Origin of the sequence: Lacrimispora sphenoides (assembly GCF_900105215.1) — a bacterium.
GTDB lineage: Bacteria > Bacillota > Clostridia > Lachnospirales > Lachnospiraceae > Lacrimispora > Lacrimispora sphenoides_A.
The window spans coordinates 1957916-1974131 of the sequence record NZ_FOIP01000002.1 but is presented as its reverse complement, the minus strand read 5'-3'; the positions used below and the strand labels follow the sequence as shown (position 1 = coordinate 1974131).

Here is a 16216-nt window from a genome sequence, read left to right as displayed (position 1 = left end):
TTGCTAAACGGTGCTCAATATGCTAGTATATTAGTCTAAAGAATGATTACTTTATAATAAATTGAAAAAATATACAGAGACAGGAGTTTAAAAATGCAGGTGAAACCTCGTAAGTCAGGAGAGATCGCAAGGGAGTATGCGTTACGGATTATTAAAGACAACATTATTTCCCTGGATTTAGAGCCGGGGAGTAGTCTGAACGATATGGAGGTTTCCGCAGAACTTGGGGTTAGCAGAACTCCGGTAAGAGAAGCCATCATGGAACTCAGCAAAAGCAAGATTATTGAAATTTATCCCCAGAAGGGGAGCCGGATTGCACTGATTGATTTGGAACTGGTAAATGAAGCACGTTTTTTGCGCCTGGTGCTTGAGAAGGCAATTGTGGAGCTGGCGTGTGAGATGGCAACACCGGAGGATATTGTGCGGCTGGAAGAAAACTTAAAGCTGCAGGAATTTTATGCTGCACAGGGCTGGTCGGGAGAATTGCTGCATTTTGACGATCTGTTTCATGAAATGCTGTTCAGTATCTGCAAAAAGGATTTGATTTATAATATCAGCAATGGACTTTCCATTCATTCGGACCGTTTAAGGCGCATGGCGCTGTTTGCGGTAAAGGATTTGAAAGTGGTTTCCGACCACAGAAGGATTGTTGATGCAATCAGGGCCAAGGATAGGCAACTGGCGGGTACAATTTTAGTAGAACATTTAACCAGGTATATTGGTGAGGAAAAGGAAGTAAGAGAGGTTTATCCTCATTATTTTAAAGATTAATAAGATTAGTCGTAAAAGTAAGATTAGGGCATAAAAATTTGCATCCTGCATTTTTATGCTTTTTTTGTTGCCAAAAATGGAAATATGTACAAATTATACAAAAAGAAATTGTAGATTTTGTTATTTTAGTAAATAGACTGTCGTTTATAAAAATGTTATCCTTAGAAACAGATATACTAATATATTAGAATACTAATATATGCAACGCGGTGGATGTCTTGTAAATTGAAGGGAGACGAAAAGTTTGAAGCAGGTAATTATTACAGAGCCTTTTCAGTATCAGGTGATTGATCTTCCGATTCCGGAGCCGGGAGAGGGCGAAGTGTTGGTGCAGATGAAGGCGGCAGGAGTGTGTGGGTCTGATATTCATCTGTTCCTGGGAGAAAATCCTCAGGCAGTATTTCCAAGAGTTCCTGGTCATGAGAATGCAGGAGTGATTGTAAAGACCGGAAGCGGAGTGACAAAGGTACGGGAAGGCGACCGGGTGGTAGTGGATTTGGTTGTTGCGTGCGGCGAGTGCCCGCAGTGCAAGAGCGGAAGGCGGAATGTATGCCGGACGGTCAAGGCAAGAGGTGCGGTGATCGACGGCGGCTGGCGGGAATATTTTGTGGTTCCTGAACATGAGGTATACCTGATTCCGGATACCATGGAGTTTAAGGATGCAGCGCTTGTGGAGCCCTTTGCCATAGGAGGACACTGTACAAAAAGAGGACGAGTCGTGGAAGAGGATCTGGTGCTCGTGCTGGGAAGCGGTACGATTGGTGCGATCATTCTCCAGACCTGCAAGGCGAAAGGATGCCGGGTAATTTGTGCCGATATTAACGAGAGTTCGCTGGAACGGGCGCTTTCCTATGGTGCTGATTATGTGATTAACACGAGAGATGAAGACCTGGTTAAACGGGTTCAGGAGATTACGGAAGGAGCCGGAGTAGATGTTATCTTTGATTCGGCCTGTTACCCTGGTTCTCTTTTTCAGGTTATGAAGCCTGGGATTATTGCAAACGGCGGAAGGATTGTTCCATTGGGATTTTGCACAGAGCCGGAGAATATCACTCAAGCTATGATCAATGGAAGAGAGCTGGAGATCATTGGAACCAGAATGTCCTGTGGGCAGTTTGTTCCGACGATTGAAAAGATGACCGCAGGGGAGTTTCAGATCGATGGAATCGTCAGCCATTACATTCCGTTTTCTGAAATCGGTAAGGTGTTTGAACATATGAAGCAGCCGCCGGCGGATTTAAGAAAGATGGTTATCCTGTTTGACTGAGTCAGGCAGAAACTATAAAAAAACTTATACTTATTAGGGAGGTATTTATTATGTTCAAAAAGATTAGTGCAGCAGTTCTTTCGGCAGCTATGATTTGTTCGCTGGCAGCATGCTCACAGCAGAGCTTCACTGAAACCACAACCGCTGCAGCATCACAGACGGCAGCCGGCTCATCTGCTGAAACGACTGCCCAGGCTGCCGGTACAGGCGGTGAGTTTATTCTCGGTTCCCCACAGCCCTTAACCGGCGTGAACGCCCAGGCAGCCCAGGCAACCTTAAACGGAATCATGCTGGCAGTAGAAGAGCTGAATGCAGAAGGCGGTTTAAACGGACAGACGATCAAGCTGGTAACTTACGATGACCAGGGCTCACCGGAAGAGGCTATTAAGATTGCCAACAAGATGGTAGAGGTGGACAAGGTGGATGCGGTAATTGGGCCGCTTCTCAGTACCTGCCAGATGGCTCAGGGCGCGCTATTAAATGACGCAAAGATCCCAACGATCGGAATCGGCTTAAGCCCGTCCTTTATGGAGAATGGGTGGGATTATATCGTTAGATCATCTTTGAACAGCGATTATGTTATGAAGATCCTGGCTCAGAACATGGTAGATTTAGACGTTCATTCCCTGGCGATCTTCTCCGGTCAGGATGATTCTTCCAAAAAGGCAGCCGGATCTATGAAAACAGAGGCGGAAGCGGTAGGAATAACGGTTACTACGACAGAGACATATGTGGATGGAGACACAGATTTCTCCGGACAGGCAGCAAAGCTTATCAACACAAAGCCGGATGCAATCTATGCAGCAACCTATGCCAATGTACAGCCGATCATCGCAAAGCAGCTACGTCAGTTTGGTTTTGAAGGACTGTGCTTTAATAAAGAGCTGTTCCAGGCAGACAGCTTAAGAGTAGCCGGTTCTGCAGCCAACGGCTGGATTTTTGCTTATCCTTACATTTCCTACAAAACGGTAGATGAATGTGATATTCCTAACATGAAGGAATTTATCGTTAAGTACGATGAAAAATACGGCGCTCTGCCATATCATGAAGGCGCCATGAGAGGATATGATGCGGTAAAGGTTTTAGCTGAGGGAATAAAGAATGCCGGAAGCACCGATCCTGATGCTATTATGGCGGGCATTAAAAGCATAAGCGGATTAGAGGGTCTTGGCGGCACCTTTGATTACAGCAGCGGAGACGGCGAAGGATTGCATTCCTGCAACAGCTATGTAATTGCCGATGAGAAGTATACTGTGCTGGATAAATGGGTAGACGACGGCGGATTTGATGCATTTAAGGCAGGAAAGTAACATTGATACATAAATCCGGTGTAAGAGTCCGGTTTGTGCCGGGCTCTTTTGCCGATTCATTTTAATCAGGAAGGATGATAATGATGTTAATACAAGTAGTGATATCAGGGCTTGTAATCGGCTGTGTGTACGGGCTTATTGCACTGGGATACAGTCTGATTTATAAAGCGTCCGGACTTATGAGCTTTGCCCAGGGAGATATGCTGACTTTGGGAGCGTTTCTTGGTTATAGCTTTTATGGAATTTTTAAGCTTCCTTTTGTAATTTCTCTGGTATGTGTGGTATTGTGTATGTTCTTTCTGGGCCTGTTTCTGGAAAAGGCCATTATTCGTACACTGCTTAAAAATCATGTTTTACCGGTTTATATTGTACTTGCAACCATCGCTATATCCTATATAATCCAAAATGCGGCAATGTTAATCTGGGGAACACAGACACTGTCATTTCCGCAGATTTTCCCGATTCCGCTGGTAGGCGTGCTTGGAGTTAAAGTACAGCCGGAAGCACTTTTTTGTATCCTGATGAGTCTGGTATGTATGGTGGCATTACATATATTTATGAAATATACCCGCTTTGGTACGGCAATGCGTGCGGCTGCCATGGATGCGACAGCTGCGCGGGCCTGCGGAATCAATGTTTCCTTCAGCACCGGCGTAACCTGGGGCTTATCAGCCGGCGTTGCGGCAACAGGCGGAATTTTACTTGGGCCTATTTACGGCGTTTATACCATGTTAGGAGCCATCATCGGAAGAAAAGGATTTTCCAGTGCGGTAATCGGCGGTTTTGGAAATATGTATGGCGCAATTGTAGGAGGAATTCTGCTTGGACTAGTGGAGACCTGTACTTCGGCGTACATCTCCTCTGCTTATAAGGATATTATATCCTATTCAGTGCTGCTTTTGTTTCTGTTTATAAAGCCTACGGGTCTTTTCAATGAGCAGGCGCTGACAGACTAAAGAAGGGGGAAATGGGAATGAAATTAAAACAAGTTTCAAAAATACTGCTTGCAATTCTGCTCCTGCTGGTTCCGCTGCTGTTTCGGAATTTTAATTACGGAATTTTAATCTGCGGATTTATCGGGATTTATATAATTGCAATTTCCGGGCTTGACCTGGTGTTTGGATACTGCGGGCAGATTTCAATGGGGCATGCTGCCTTTTTCGCTATTGGAGCTTACGGTTCGGCGCTTCTCCACAAGTATCTGCATCTGCCTATTCTGTTTACCATGGTGATTGCGGCTGTGATTGCCACACTGATCGGTGCTTTGCTTGCATATCCGGCCTCTAAGCTGGTCTTTCACTTTCTTTCACTGGCAACGGTAGCATTCGGAGAGATTGTTTACCAGTTGGTCGCCCAGTCACCGGGAGGAATCACAGGTAACTTTACAGGCTTCTATACCGATTCTATCAATTTATTAGGTTTTAAGATTAATACCAATGCCAGATTTTATTATTTTGCACTTATTTGCGTATGTATCTTCTTACTGATGAAACACCGGCTGGTGAAATCCAAGGAAGGACGTGCCTTTTTAGCCATTCGTGAAAATTCCCATGCTGCGGACGGAATGGGAATTGATGTGAAGCGGTACAAGATTATTGCCTTTGCTACCAGTGCTTTTTATACGGCTTTTGCCGGTTCCATGTATGCACACTATGTACGTTTTATCAGTCCGGAGACATTTTCCAACAGACAGTCGGTTATGTTCTTAACGATGCTTCTTTTTGGCGGCACTGCTTCTTTAAGCGGACCGATTATGGGAGCTGCAGCCGTACTCCTATTGAATGAAGGACTTCGTTTTGCTGAGCGGTATCAGATGCTGATCTATGGATTTATGTTGTTAGCCGTTATTCTGCTGATGCCGGGCGGAATCTATGGCATCATTAAAAAGCAGATTGATAAAAGAAGGGTGGTGAGCTGATATGCTGACAGTAAAAGATGTTACCTTGCGCTTTGGCGGGCTGACAGCCGTAAATAATGTGTCCCTTACGATTAAACAAGGCACGATCAATGGCCTGATCGGACCTAACGGAGCTGGAAAGACGACCTTTTTTAACCTGATCAGCGGTGTCTATACACCCAATGAGGGAGAGATTGTATTTGATGGTGTGAAGCTTAACGGGAAAAAATGCTTTGAGATCAATCACATCGGTATGTCCAGAACTTATCAGGTTATCAATTTATTCCGGAAGATGACAGTTGTGGAAAATGTAATGGTAGGGCTGCACCCTAAGATGAAATCAGGATATTTTTCCGCCATACTGGGAACAAAGGGTCAGAGGGAGGAAGAAAAGGAAGTGCTTGAGAAGGCATTGGACTGGCTGGATTTTGTAGGGCTTCGGGTTAATGCTTATGAGATGTCCGGTTCTTTATCCTACGGGAAACAGCGTCTGTTGGAGATTGTCCGTGCTCTGGCCAGCAATCCTAAGCTTCTGCTCCTAGATGAACCGGCAGCAGGAATGAACTCCAAGGAGAAAGAGGAGCTGTTTGATATTCTGCGCAAGATCCAGAATCTGGGCGTGACAATTTTAATGATTGAGCACGATATGAAACTGATGATGGGAATTACGGATTATATATTTGTTCTTAACTACGGCAAGAAGCTGGCGGAGGGAACGCCTGTCCAGATTCAGAATAATCCGGAAGTAATTGCAGCTTATTTAGGGGAGGATTAATCTATGGCGCCATTGCTTGAAGTAAAGAATTTGAATTATTCATATGGGAATATCCATGTGGTAAAGGATGTCAATCTCTATATTAATGAAGGTGAGATCGTAACCCTGATCGGAGCCAATGGAGCCGGAAAGACTACGACTCTGCGGACGATTTCCGGACTTACGGATGCCTCCGGAGTCAAAGGTGAAATTATCTTTAACGGAAAGAACATCCAGAAGATGCCCGGTAATAAGATTACTGCCCTGGGACTTTGTCAGGTTTTAGAGGGACGCCACATCTTTTCAAAGCTGACGGTCCGGGAAAATCTGCTGGTTGGTGCTTATACCCGTAAGGATATGGATAATGTAAAAAAGGAACTGGAAGAGATCTATACATTGTTTCCCCGTCTGCGGGAAAGAATGGAGCAGTTGGGCGGAACACTAAGCGGTGGAGAGCAGCAGATGCTTGCAATCGGAAGAGCGCTGCTTGGAAAACCGAAACTGCTGCTCTTAGACGAGCCTTCCCTTGGACTGGCTCCGTTGGTGATCAGAGAGATTTTTGAAGCGATTGTACGGATCCGTAATACCGGTATGACGATTATGTTTGTAGAGCAGAACTCTAAAATTGCATTAGAGACTGCAGACCGGGGATATGTGGTTCAGAACGGCCAGATTGTTATGGAAGATACCTGCGAAAATCTTGCCAGTAATGAAGAGGTGAAAAAGGCATATCTGGGAGAAGATTAGATTTCTGAAATTCATAAGAGTATTGTACTTGACAAAACTATAAAAAGACACTATCATTACATGGTATAAGGAAATACCCTGCGGGTATACCTATATGCTCAAAAAACATGGGCAGGAACAAGAAAACACCCTGCGGGTATACCTGTATGCCCAAATTGCACGGGCAAGAACAAGGAAAAGGTAGAGAAGAAGAGGAGTACGCTTATAACCCTGAAAGAGAAAACCGTTCACCGGCTGAAAGACGGTTAAGGTAGTGTATGCGGAAGGTAGCTTCTGAACCGGAAGGCTGAAATTTTGTAATTCAGTAGGCTTTCACGTTTGGCTGCGTTATAGGCTATATGAGATATGGCAGGCTCTGCCATATGAACAAAGGTGGTACCGCGTTGATTCGCCCTTTGCATCCCAACGATGCAGAGGGCTTTTTTGTATACTGGGAAATCTATTTGGAATTTCCTGTTATACAAAGCGCTCCGCTTTGGAAGCGCAATTCCGCCCAAGGGCATACTAATAAGCCCGGAATATATGGCGGTCAGCAGGAAGGAGAACATGATGAAAGAATTGGAGAAGACCTATAATCCGGCAGGGATTGAAGGCAAGCTTTATGAGAAATGGCTGGATAAGAAGTATTTCCATGCAGAACCAAACAAGGATAAAAAGCCCTTTACCATTGTAATGCCGCCTCCTAATATTACAGGACAGCTTCACATGGGGCATGCACTTGACAACACCATGCAGGATATTTTGATCCGCTTTAAGAGGATGCAAGGCTACGAGGCCCTGTGGCAGCCAGGTACAGACCATGCGGCCATTGCAACCGAAGTAAAGGTCATTGAAAGCTTAAAGATGCAGGGGATTGACAAAGAGGAACTGGGCAGGGATGGCTTTCTGGATAAATGCTGGGACTGGAAAAAGGATTATGGCAGCAGGATCATCAACCAGCTTCATAAGCTGGGATCCTCTGCTGACTGGGACAGAGAGCGTTTTACCATGGATGAAGGCTGTTCAGCAGCTGTTCAGGAAGTTTTTATCAAGCTCTATGAAAAAGGTTATATTTATAAAGGTTCCCGTATCGTAAACTGGTGTCCGGTTTGCCAGACTTCCATTTCTGATGCGGAAGTGATACATGAGGACCAGAATGGCTTCTTTTGGCATATCAATTATCCCATTGCAGGAGAAGAAGGCAGGTTTGTGGAGATTGCAACCACCAGGCCGGAAACCCTTCTTGGAGATACTGCGGTGGCAGTTAATCCGGAAGATGAGCGCTATCAGGACCTTATCGGAAAGATGTTAGAACTTCCGCTTACAGGCAGGGAGATACCGGTGGTAGCAGATTCCTATGTAGATAAGGAATTCGGTACCGGCTGTGTGAAGATCACCCCGGCCCACGACCCCAATGACTTTGAGGTAGGTAAGAGACACAGCCTTCCTGAAATAAATGTCATGAATGACGATGCCACCATCAACCTTCCGGGAAGCAAATATCATGACATGGAGCGTTATGAGGCCAGAAAAGCCATTGTGAAGGATCTTGAGGAGCTGGGGCTTTTGGTAAAGGTGGCTCCCCATTCCCATGCGGTAGGAATCCATGACCGCTGTAAGACCACCGTAGAACCGATGGTAAAGCAGCAGTGGTTTGTTAAGATGGAAGAGATGGCAAAGCCGGCAATTGAGGCTTTAAAAACAGGAGAACTGAAATTCGTTCCGGATAGATTTGATAAGTCATATCTTCACTGGCTTGAAAATATCCGTGACTGGTGTATTTCCAGGCAGCTTTGGTGGGGACATCGCATCCCGGCATATTATTGTGACCAGTGCGGAGAGATCATTGTATCGAAAGAAGTTCCGACCGTATGCCCCAAATGCGGAGGAACCCATCTGACTCAGGATGAGGATACCCTTGACACCTGGTTTTCCTCTGCTCTCTGGCCTTTCTCCACCTTAGGCTGGCCGGAAAAAACAGAGGACTTAGAATACTTCTATCCAACTGATGTACTGGTTACAGGCTATGACATTATTTTCTTCTGGGTAATCCGCATGGTATTTTCCGGAATCGAGCAGACCGGAAAGCTTCCTTTCCATACGGTGCTGATGCATGGCCTGGTAAGGGATTCCGAGGGCCGCAAGATGAGTAAATCCTTAGGAAACGGTATCAATCCTCTGGAGGTTATTGAAAAGTACGGAGCCGATGCCCTGCGAATGACCCTGATCACCGGCAATGCGCCTGGCAATGACATGCGTTTCTACTGGGAGCGAGTGGAGGCAAGCAGAAACTTTGCCAATAAAGTTTGGAATGCTTCCCGTTTCATTATGATGAATATAGAGAAAGCACCGGAAGCAAAGGCAGAGCTTTCAGAACTTACCATTGCGGACAAATGGATCCTGTCCAAGGCGAACACCCTTGCAAAAGATGTAACGGAAAACCTGGATAAATATGAGTTGGGAATCGCCCTTCAAAAGGTTTATGACTTTATCTGGGAAGAATTCTGCGATTGGTATATCGAGATGGTGAAGCCAAGGCTGTGGGACGATAATGATCAGACAAAAGCAGCGGCCATCTGGACGCTGAAAACCGTGCTTATTAACTCCTTAAAGCTTCTTCATCCTTATATGCCATTCCTTACCGAGGAAATCTTCTGCAATCTTCAGGAGGAAGAGGAGTCCATTATGATTTCCAGCTGGCCGGAGTATAAGGAGGCATGGAACTTTGAAACCGATGAGCATGCGGTTGAAACCATTAAGGAAGCTGTAAGAGGAATCCGGAATGTACGTACCTCCATGAATGTTCCGCCCAGCAGAAAAGCAAAGGTTTATGTTGTTTCTGAGAATCAGGAGATTCTTGATATCTTTGAACACAGCAAGGTATTTTTCGCTACTCTGGGTTATGCCGGTGAGGTTTATTTACAAAAGGATAAAAGTGGCATAGCAGACGATGCCGTATCAGCGGTCATTCATCAGGCAGTCATCTACATGCCTTTTGCGGAACTGGTGGATATTGAAAAAGAAGTAGAACGTTTAAAGAAGGAAGAAGAGCGCTTAAGCAAGGAGCTGGCCCGTGTAGAGGGCATGCTTAACAACGAAAAGTTCGTAAGCAAGGCTCCGGCAGCCAAGCTTGAAGAGGAAAAGGCTAAGCTTGAGAAATATGCTCAGATGATGGCTCAGGTAAAGGAGAGACTTTCTCAGCTCTCTTAAATCCCCATCTTGGAAAATCGACAATCTTAAATAGAATGTGAAAAACAGTCGAACATGGCAGAAAATGCTGTGGCCGGCTGTTTTTTGTTGCGTAGCCATGGGAGAAAGCGTCCTTTTTGATTTTTGTCCATTTGTCAGGAAGAGAGGAGGAATGGACAAAAGGGGAACGTGTGGTCTGTAAGAATCTGTCGGCAAATGCCGTGGCAGGATGGAAAAAGGCGATAAAAAATTGGAATCATCCCCATGGTTTTGACAAATTCTGAATGGCTTACTGGCTATAATGTTCGTACAGGGCGGGAGGTGAAAGCGGCGACGGAAATAAACCTGTATATTGATGTGTTGTTCTTAACTAATTTTGCCATGGATTTCCTGGTATTATCCATTGTCAGGCGGGGGATGAAGTATCGTCTCATATGGTGGAGAATGATTCTTGGGGCTATTTTGGGGGCAGCTTGGGCTGTGTTTGCTGCCGCTTTTCCATTTTTACCCCTGTGGCTTGAGATGGTAATAACCTATCTGGCGGTGAGCACCCTGATGGTGATGACGGCTTTCGACGTAAAAAGACCAAAGGAAATAGGGAAAGCAGTATGTGCTCTTTATCTGGCTGCAGTAACAACGGCAGGCATAATGGATGCCCTATATCAGCATACGAAGGCCGGCTATTATATAGAACAGATTCTTAGAGGAAATGGTCAGAAAGCCATACCCTTTTACCGGTTGATTTTTATTGCGGCGGGTACTTACTTCGGAATCCGCTGCTTTCTGCGGCAGATTACCGCCATGCTAAAGGGAAAGAACAATTTTTATGAAGTTACCATGCATTACAGAGGAAAGAAAAAGGTAGTAACGGCTCTGCTTGATACAGGAAACAGACTGTATGAACCGGTAAGCCGTCGGGCCGTCCATGTTGTGACTTATGAGGCTGTCCGGGAGCTTTGCGAAAGTGTGTCGGAGGTCGTCTACATTCCCTACGGTAGCGTTGGGAAAAGTGACGGCATGCTGCCCGGAATCTTTTTGGATGAGATGGAGGTACGTCAAGGGGATGAAGTGAAGGTGATTGAAAGGCCTCTGGTGGCCGTAAGCAAAAAGACATTATCCGTAAATGGAGAATATCAGATGCTGCTGCATGAAGAGTGAGTGAACGAAGTAAAGGAGAGAGTATCTATGATTATAAAAGTATCCGTACCAAACCGTTTCCAGTTTAAGGCAATTCCAACATTTAAAACATTGATGATGCCGTCAAAGGGGGAGGTTCATTACATAGGAGGAGCTGATATTCTTCCTCCGCCTCTGGACAATGAAAAAGAAGCACAGATTATTGCGCTCCTTGGCAGTGATGATGATCAGAGAGCAAAATCAGAGTTGATTGAACATAATCTCCGTCTTGTGGTATACATAGCGAAGAAGTTTGATAATACCAGTGTTGGGGTGGAGGATTTAATTTCCATAGGTACCATTGGACTCATTAAGGCAATCAATACGTTTAATCCAAATAAAAACATTAAATTGGCCACCTATGCCTCCCGCTGCATTGAAAATGAAATACTCATGTACCTGCGCCGGAATAACAAGACCAAGATGGAGGTTTCCATTGACGAGCCTTTGAACGTGGATTGGGATGGGAACGAGCTCCTTTTATCAGATATTCTCGGAACAGAGGAAGACGTCATCTATAAGGATTTAGAAACCGAGGTGGAACGGAACCTTTTAAATACAGCCATCAGCCGTTTAAGTCCAAGAGAGAGAAAGATCGTAGAACTGCGGTTTGGACTCACAGATGAGGAAGGAGAGGAAATGACCCAGAAGGAAGTTGCGGATCTATTGGGGATCTCCCAGTCCTATATATCCAGGCTGGAAAAGAAGATTATGAAGAGGTTAAAAAAAGAAATAGTTCGGTTTGAGTAAGAAGGCAAACTTAACAGAGCAGAGTATATAGAATTTATATACCCTGCTCTTTTTATATTTATTAAAAATAAAGTCTTTCCTTTTTTTGTAAATAATGAAACTTTTTTGAGTTATAATACGTCTAATAGATAGAACCCCAGAGAGGAGGAAGAAATGAAACAAAAGATTGAAGAAGAGGCAGAACGAATCCTTTTGAAAAATTATGAATCTTATTACCGGCTTGCGTACAGCTATGTAAAAAATGAACAGGATGCTCTGGATATCGTTCAGGAGAGTGCATACCGGGTAATAAAGGAATGCAGGAAGCTGAAAGAAGAAACATATCTGTCGACCTGGATTCACCGGATCGTCATAAATGCATCCATTGACTTTTTAAGGAAGCAGAAAAAGGAAAGCGTAAGCTTTGATGAGGTGGAGATTCCACATGAAGACAGCTATAAGGAAGATGATCCCTTGGAGCTTTTAAGTTCTTTAGAGGAAAAGGATCGTACAATCGTGATCTTAAAATATATGGAGGAATGGAAACTGGAAGAAATCGCTCAAATTCTGGAGATGAACGTGAGCACCGTAAAAGCCAGGCTTTACCGGGCGCTGAAGAAACTGAAGATCATATTGGAACCAGAGGTTACTTAGGATAGAAAGGAGCAGTTATTATGGAACACAATGATGAGGAAAAACTGTTAAGGATGAAAGATAGTTACCATAATATTCCTGTGCCGGAGGCTGCCCGTGCAGGTGTGGCGGCAGGAATTGAGAGAGCAAAAAAAGAAAAGAGGATAACGAAGATGATGAAAATGACAAAAAGAACAGGTATATCAGCGGCAGCAGCGATGGCAGCTATTGTAATTATGGCAAATGCCAGCCCGGTTACTGCCAATGCCATGGAAGAAATCCCGGTTTTAGGCGCGATCGCAAAGGTTGTTACATTCCGTACCTTTGAGGATACCAATAATAATTATGAGGCTAAAATAGATATCCCAAAGGTTTCCATCAATGAAAAGGATAATGTAAAGGTTAACCGTTCCATCGAAGACTATGCCAATCAGCTGATTGCGGAATATGAAAAACAGGTGGCAGGAGATCAGGTTGGAGATGGCCACTATTCCGTGACCTCCAGCTATGATGTTGTGACAGACAACGAAAAGTACCTCTCCCTGCGGATCAATACAACCGTTATCATGGCCAGCGGAGCGGAGTATGTAAAGATCTTTACCATTGATAAAGGAACAGGATATGTAGTGTCTTTAAAGGATCTGATGAAGGATAAGGCCGACTACATTACTGCGATCAGCGATAACATCAAAAAACAGATGGAAGAGCAGATGGCTGCGGATGATTCTAAGATGTACTTTTATAATACGGGAGAGGATTACGTGGATGAATTTAACCTGATTACCGGGGATGAAAGCTTTTACTTTAATGAGAATGGAGAAATCGTAATCGTATTTGACGAATATGAAGTGGCGCCGGGATACATGGGCGCAGTGGAGTTTACCATACCAAAAGACGTGACAGGAATTTAAGCGATAGATCTGGAACCTAGTTCCTGATGGCAGCCAGAATGTAGAAAGAAATGCCGCAAACCTAAGGGTTTGCGGCATTTCTCACTTCAGGCACCATACCGCCTGGAAGGCTGCCATTTAAATATCAGAAACCTCTACGGCTGTTTCAAGAGTGTGCCACGGCATGGCGGCACACTTTACCCGCGCGGGCAGATTAGAGATGCTTTTCAATGCGGCTGCTTCTTCAAGCGGCTCTAAGTCCTTGTCATTTGTTGTTTTACGTTGTATCATCGCGGTAAACAACTCCGCGAGGTATTTTGCCTCAGAGAGAGACTTTCCTTTTATCAAGTCAACCATCATGGAAGCTGATGCCTGGGAAATCGCGCAGCCTGTGCCGGTATAGGAGGCGTCCATGATCCGGCCATGGTCGATCAGCAGCTCAAGTTCTATTTCATCCCCGCAGCTTGGATTTTTCCCTGCCAGGCTAACGCTGGCCTGTTTCAGATGGCGGCGGTTTCTTGTGGATATGCTGTGTTCGGTGATCATTTCCGTATAAATCTCATTTAGTTCCAAGTTTCAACACCTCCCTGACCTTGTATAAGGATTCTATCAAAACATCTATATCCTCTTTGGTATTGTAAAAGCACAGGCTGGCCCGGCAAGTGGCGTTCACGCCCATATGCCGCATCAGCGGATGAGCGCAATGATGCCCTGAACGTATTGCCACACCATCCGCACTGAGTATTGTCGATACATCATGAGGATGCGCTCCGTCAATATTAAAGGAAATGACGCCCGTGCGGTTAGGGCCGCTTTCCCTGCCGTAAACGGTAACATGGGGCATGGAATTAAGCTGTGCAAGCGCATACCCAGTCAGCTCATTTTCAACCTCTTCAATCTGCTTATAACCGATATTTTCCAAGTAATCAATTGCAGAGTGCAGGCCAACTGCACCCTCCACGTTTTGTGTACCGCCCTCAAACTTCTCGGGGCCGTCCGTGAAGGTGGCAGCCTGCTCGCTCACATCGTCCACCATCCCGCCGCCAAAGAGCAACGGCTGCATTTTGCTCAAAAGCTCTTTTTTTGCGTACAAGACGCCAATCCCCATGGGAGCATACAGCTTATGACCCGAAAAAGCCAGAAAATCCACATCCAGTGCCTGCGCGTTGACCGGCATATGGGGAATGCTCTGCGCCGCGTCCAGAACGACAACTGCGCCGGCCTCATGGGCCCTTTTGATGATTTCCCCTATCGGATTGACGATTCCCAATACGTTAGAAACCTGCGCGACAGCGACGATCCTTGTCCGGGAGGTGATGTTCGCGGCAATTTCTTCCGGTTTCAGCTTCCCGTTTTCATCGGTGTAAAGATACCTAAGACGTGCGCCTTTTGCTTTTGCCACAGTCTGCCATGGGATTAAATTGCTGTGATGTTCCGCGATGGAAATCAAAATCTCATCGTTTTTCTGGAGGACATCCATACCATAAATGCCAGCCACAAGATTGAGGGATTCGGTGGTTCCTTTCGTAAACACGACTTCCTCTGTACTACCCGCGCCTATGAAGCCCGCCACCTTTTCCCGTGCGGTTTCGTAAAGCTCCGTTGCCTTCTCGCTTAAGGGATATGCCCCGCGATGGGGGTTAGCGTTGTACTGTTCATAATATTTTCTCAAGGATTCAATCACTTGTGTGGGCTTTTGAGTAGTAGCAGCGTTGTCAAGATAGACCAGTCTTTTTCCGTTTACCGTGCTGTTTTTAAGCAGAGGAAAATCCTCTGAGTAGTTAGTTCGCATTGTCCAGCACCTCCTGAATGAATAAGGAAATATCTTCCCGCAAGCTGTCTGGCACTATTTTTTCCAAAACAGAATTGAATGACGCCATTGCAATCAGCTTACGTGCCTCTCTTTTTTCTATACCGCGGCTCATCAGGTAAAAGAGCTTGTTCTCGTCAATTTTTCCGGTGGTGGTGGCATGCTGTCCTTCCACGTCATCTTCGCCGCACAAGAGTAACGGTGCGGAAAGATTGATCGTATCAGAACCGAGTACCATTACACTTTCTTCTTCCCGGCCTTTTGCTCCTGCCGCACCGGGAAGAAAATCAAGCGTGCTTTTTGCAGTTTTGCGTGCTTTATCAAACAGCGCGCCACGGACGTTGATATTACCCTGCGTATTTTTGGCCTTGTATTCAATACGGTAATTGAAATCAAGCGCCCTTTCGCGGTTTACGGCATAAGCGCCGTCTAAATCAGCGGATGCGCCAATTCCTGCTAACTGGACGCTGCAGCCGGAAACGGATTTTTCTGCCCCTCCTTCAATCAGAACCACATGGGCGGCTGCCCCTGTATCTACGTTTACCTCTGTTGCGTCAACGCTTGTATGATTCTCCGCCAATCTTTGCGCCTTTATCAGCCTGATATTTGCGTCTGCATTTACATGAAGCGTTGTATATCCGCAGTGGATACAATTTGCGCCGCCGTCAGACGCATACCTGATCACTATGGTAGCGCTGCTTCCGGCTTCCGCGCAGATAAACAACTCATCCGACAGGAAAGCGTTACTGCCGTCGAGATGAAAGTCCAGCACGATCGGTTCCTTTGCTACGAACCCTGCCGGGATCGTGATATACAGGCGGTAATTGCAGAACGCCGCTATGTATCCTTTGATATCACGAAGGCTGGCCGGAGGATTTTCCGTTACTTCAAATGCAGGTTCACGGCTGATCTGTAACCCGGAATAATTCTTTTGCAATGGATTCCCGGCATAGGCGGGCATACCGTCAAGATCGATCGCTACGGATGTATCGTTTATTTTGAGCATGTTCCATGTTGAAACCTGCAGCTTATTGAGCCTTTCTAATGTATGATTCATGCCAACC

The 16216-nt window shown here is 45.5% G+C and carries 16 protein-coding genes and 1 other annotated feature; of the genes, 13 read left to right on the top strand and 3 right to left on the bottom strand.

The window, feature by feature from the left end:
* The first annotated feature begins 93 nt into the window (after positions 1-93).
* From BMW45_RS25925 to rsiV, 13 genes are all read left to right on the top strand, one after another.
* A complete protein-coding gene (locus BMW45_RS25925) occupies positions 94-771 on the top strand; it encodes a GntR family transcriptional regulator (protein WP_025233520.1) in 678 nt (225 codons plus the stop codon).
* Positions 772-1015: 244 nt separating this feature from the next.
* On the top strand, positions 1016-2038 hold the full coding sequence (locus BMW45_RS25920) for an alcohol dehydrogenase catalytic domain-containing protein (RefSeq protein ID WP_092250696.1): 1023 nt from the start codon (positions 1016-1018) through the stop codon (positions 2036-2038).
* A gap of 50 nt (positions 2039-2088) precedes the next feature.
* Positions 2089-3348: an ABC transporter substrate-binding protein gene (locus BMW45_RS25915; protein WP_092250693.1), complete on the top strand. Its 1260-nt coding sequence runs from the start codon at positions 2089-2091 to the stop codon at positions 3346-3348.
* Positions 3349-3428: 80 nt separating this feature from the next.
* On the top strand, positions 3429-4304 hold the full coding sequence (locus BMW45_RS25910; protein WP_166433478.1) for a branched-chain amino acid ABC transporter permease: 876 nt from the start codon (positions 3429-3431) through the stop codon (positions 4302-4304).
* A 17-nt stretch (positions 4305-4321) separates the two neighbouring features.
* A complete protein-coding gene (locus tag BMW45_RS25905; RefSeq protein WP_166433477.1) occupies positions 4322-5266 on the top strand; it encodes a branched-chain amino acid ABC transporter permease in 945 nt (314 codons plus the stop codon).
* Position 5267: 1 nt separating this feature from the next.
* Positions 5268-6020 carry an ABC transporter ATP-binding protein gene (locus BMW45_RS25900; RefSeq protein ID WP_092250684.1) on the top strand — a complete coding sequence of 251 codons (753 nt, stop codon included), beginning with the start codon at positions 5268-5270 and terminating at the stop codon, positions 6018-6020.
* A 3-nt stretch (positions 6021-6023) separates the two neighbouring features.
* Entirely contained in the window at positions 6024-6746 is a 723-nt protein-coding gene (locus tag BMW45_RS25895; protein ID WP_166433476.1) for an ABC transporter ATP-binding protein, read from the top strand.
* Between the two features lie 174 nt (positions 6747-6920).
* Positions 6921-7145 (top strand) — a binding site (T-box leader).
* A complete protein-coding gene (locus BMW45_RS28175; protein ID WP_092250681.1) occupies positions 7109-7321 on the top strand; it encodes a hypothetical protein in 213 nt (70 codons plus the stop codon). It overlaps the preceding feature by 37 nt.
* Positions 7296-9935, top strand: coding sequence for a valine--tRNA ligase (locus tag BMW45_RS25885; protein WP_092250678.1), 2640 nt, complete (start codon positions 7296-7298; stop codon positions 9933-9935). The genes BMW45_RS28175 and BMW45_RS25885 overlap by 26 nt, the downstream gene beginning before the upstream one ends.
* A gap of 243 nt (positions 9936-10178) precedes the next feature.
* On the top strand, positions 10179-11072 hold the full coding sequence (locus tag BMW45_RS25880) for a sigma-E processing peptidase SpoIIGA (protein WP_025233517.1): 894 nt from the start codon (positions 10179-10181) through the stop codon (positions 11070-11072).
* Positions 11073-11099: 27 nt separating this feature from the next.
* On the top strand, positions 11100-11840 hold the full coding sequence (sigE, locus tag BMW45_RS25875) for an RNA polymerase sporulation sigma factor SigE (protein ID WP_092250675.1): 741 nt from the start codon (positions 11100-11102) through the stop codon (positions 11838-11840).
* Between the two features lie 153 nt (positions 11841-11993).
* Positions 11994-12473, top strand: a complete 480-nt coding sequence (locus BMW45_RS25870; RefSeq protein WP_025233515.1) for an RNA polymerase sigma factor — start codon at positions 11994-11996, stop codon at positions 12471-12473.
* A gap of 20 nt (positions 12474-12493) precedes the next feature.
* The gene (gene rsiV / locus BMW45_RS25865) at positions 12494-13363 is read left to right on the top strand and encodes an anti-sigma-V factor RsiV (RefSeq protein WP_092250672.1); all 870 of its coding nucleotides are present in this window, start codon (positions 12494-12496) and stop codon (positions 13361-13363) included.
* 117 nt (positions 13364-13480) lie between these two features.
* Here rsiV and sufU read toward each other — a convergent pair whose 3' ends face one another.
* The 3 genes from sufU to BMW45_RS25850 are packed head-to-tail and all read right to left on the bottom strand — an operon-like array spanning position 13481 to position 16209.
* Positions 13481-13915: a Fe-S cluster assembly sulfur transfer protein SufU gene (gene sufU, locus BMW45_RS25860; protein WP_092251191.1), complete on the bottom strand. Its 435-nt coding sequence runs from the start codon at positions 13913-13915 to the stop codon at positions 13481-13483.
* On the bottom strand, positions 13902-15134 hold the full coding sequence (locus BMW45_RS25855) for a cysteine desulfurase (RefSeq protein ID WP_092250669.1): 1233 nt from the start codon (positions 15132-15134) through the stop codon (positions 13902-13904). The genes sufU and BMW45_RS25855 overlap by 14 nt, the downstream gene beginning before the upstream one ends.
* A complete protein-coding gene (locus tag BMW45_RS25850; RefSeq protein ID WP_092250666.1) occupies positions 15124-16209 on the bottom strand; it encodes a SufD family Fe-S cluster assembly protein in 1086 nt (361 codons plus the stop codon). The genes BMW45_RS25855 and BMW45_RS25850 overlap by 11 nt, the downstream gene beginning before the upstream one ends.
* Between the last annotated feature and the right edge of the window lie 7 nt (positions 16210-16216).

Excerpts from the sequence above, each read along its gene's own strand:
- BMW45_RS25925 (WP_025233520.1), top strand. The coding sequence starts at position 94 with ATGCAGGTGAAACCTCGTAAGTCAGGAGAGATCGCAAGGGAGTATGCG.
- BMW45_RS25915 (WP_092250693.1), top strand. The coding sequence starts at position 2,089 with ATGTTCAAAAAGATTAGTGCAGCAGTTCTTTCGGCAGCTATGATTTGT.
- BMW45_RS25910 (WP_166433478.1), top strand. The coding sequence starts at position 3,429 with ATGATGTTAATACAAGTAGTGATATCAGGGCTTGTAATCGGCTGTGTG.
- BMW45_RS25905 (WP_166433477.1), top strand. The coding sequence starts at position 4,322 with ATGAAATTAAAACAAGTTTCAAAAATACTGCTTGCAATTCTGCTCCTG.
- BMW45_RS25900 (WP_092250684.1), top strand. The coding sequence starts at position 5,268 with ATGCTGACAGTAAAAGATGTTACCTTGCGCTTTGGCGGGCTGACAGCC.
- BMW45_RS25895 (WP_166433476.1), top strand. The coding sequence starts at position 6,024 with ATGGCGCCATTGCTTGAAGTAAAGAATTTGAATTATTCATATGGGAAT.
- BMW45_RS28175 (WP_092250681.1), top strand. The coding sequence starts at position 7,109 with ATGAACAAAGGTGGTACCGCGTTGATTCGCCCTTTGCATCCCAACGAT.
- BMW45_RS25885 (WP_092250678.1), top strand. The coding sequence starts at position 7,296 with ATGAAAGAATTGGAGAAGACCTATAATCCGGCAGGGATTGAAGGCAAG.
- BMW45_RS25880 (WP_025233517.1), top strand. The coding sequence starts at position 10,179 with ATGGTTTTGACAAATTCTGAATGGCTTACTGGCTATAATGTTCGTACA.
- sigE (WP_092250675.1), top strand. The coding sequence starts at position 11,100 with ATGATTATAAAAGTATCCGTACCAAACCGTTTCCAGTTTAAGGCAATT.
- BMW45_RS25870 (WP_025233515.1), top strand. The coding sequence starts at position 11,994 with ATGAAACAAAAGATTGAAGAAGAGGCAGAACGAATCCTTTTGAAAAAT.
- rsiV (WP_092250672.1), top strand. The coding sequence starts at position 12,494 with ATGGAACACAATGATGAGGAAAAACTGTTAAGGATGAAAGATAGTTAC.
- BMW45_RS25855 (WP_092250669.1), bottom strand. The coding sequence starts at position 15,134 with ATGCGAACTAACTACTCAGAGGATTTTCCTCTGCTTAAAAACAGCACG.
- BMW45_RS25850 (WP_092250666.1), bottom strand. The coding sequence starts at position 16,209 with ATGAATCATACATTAGAAAGGCTCAATAAGCTGCAGGTTTCAACATGG.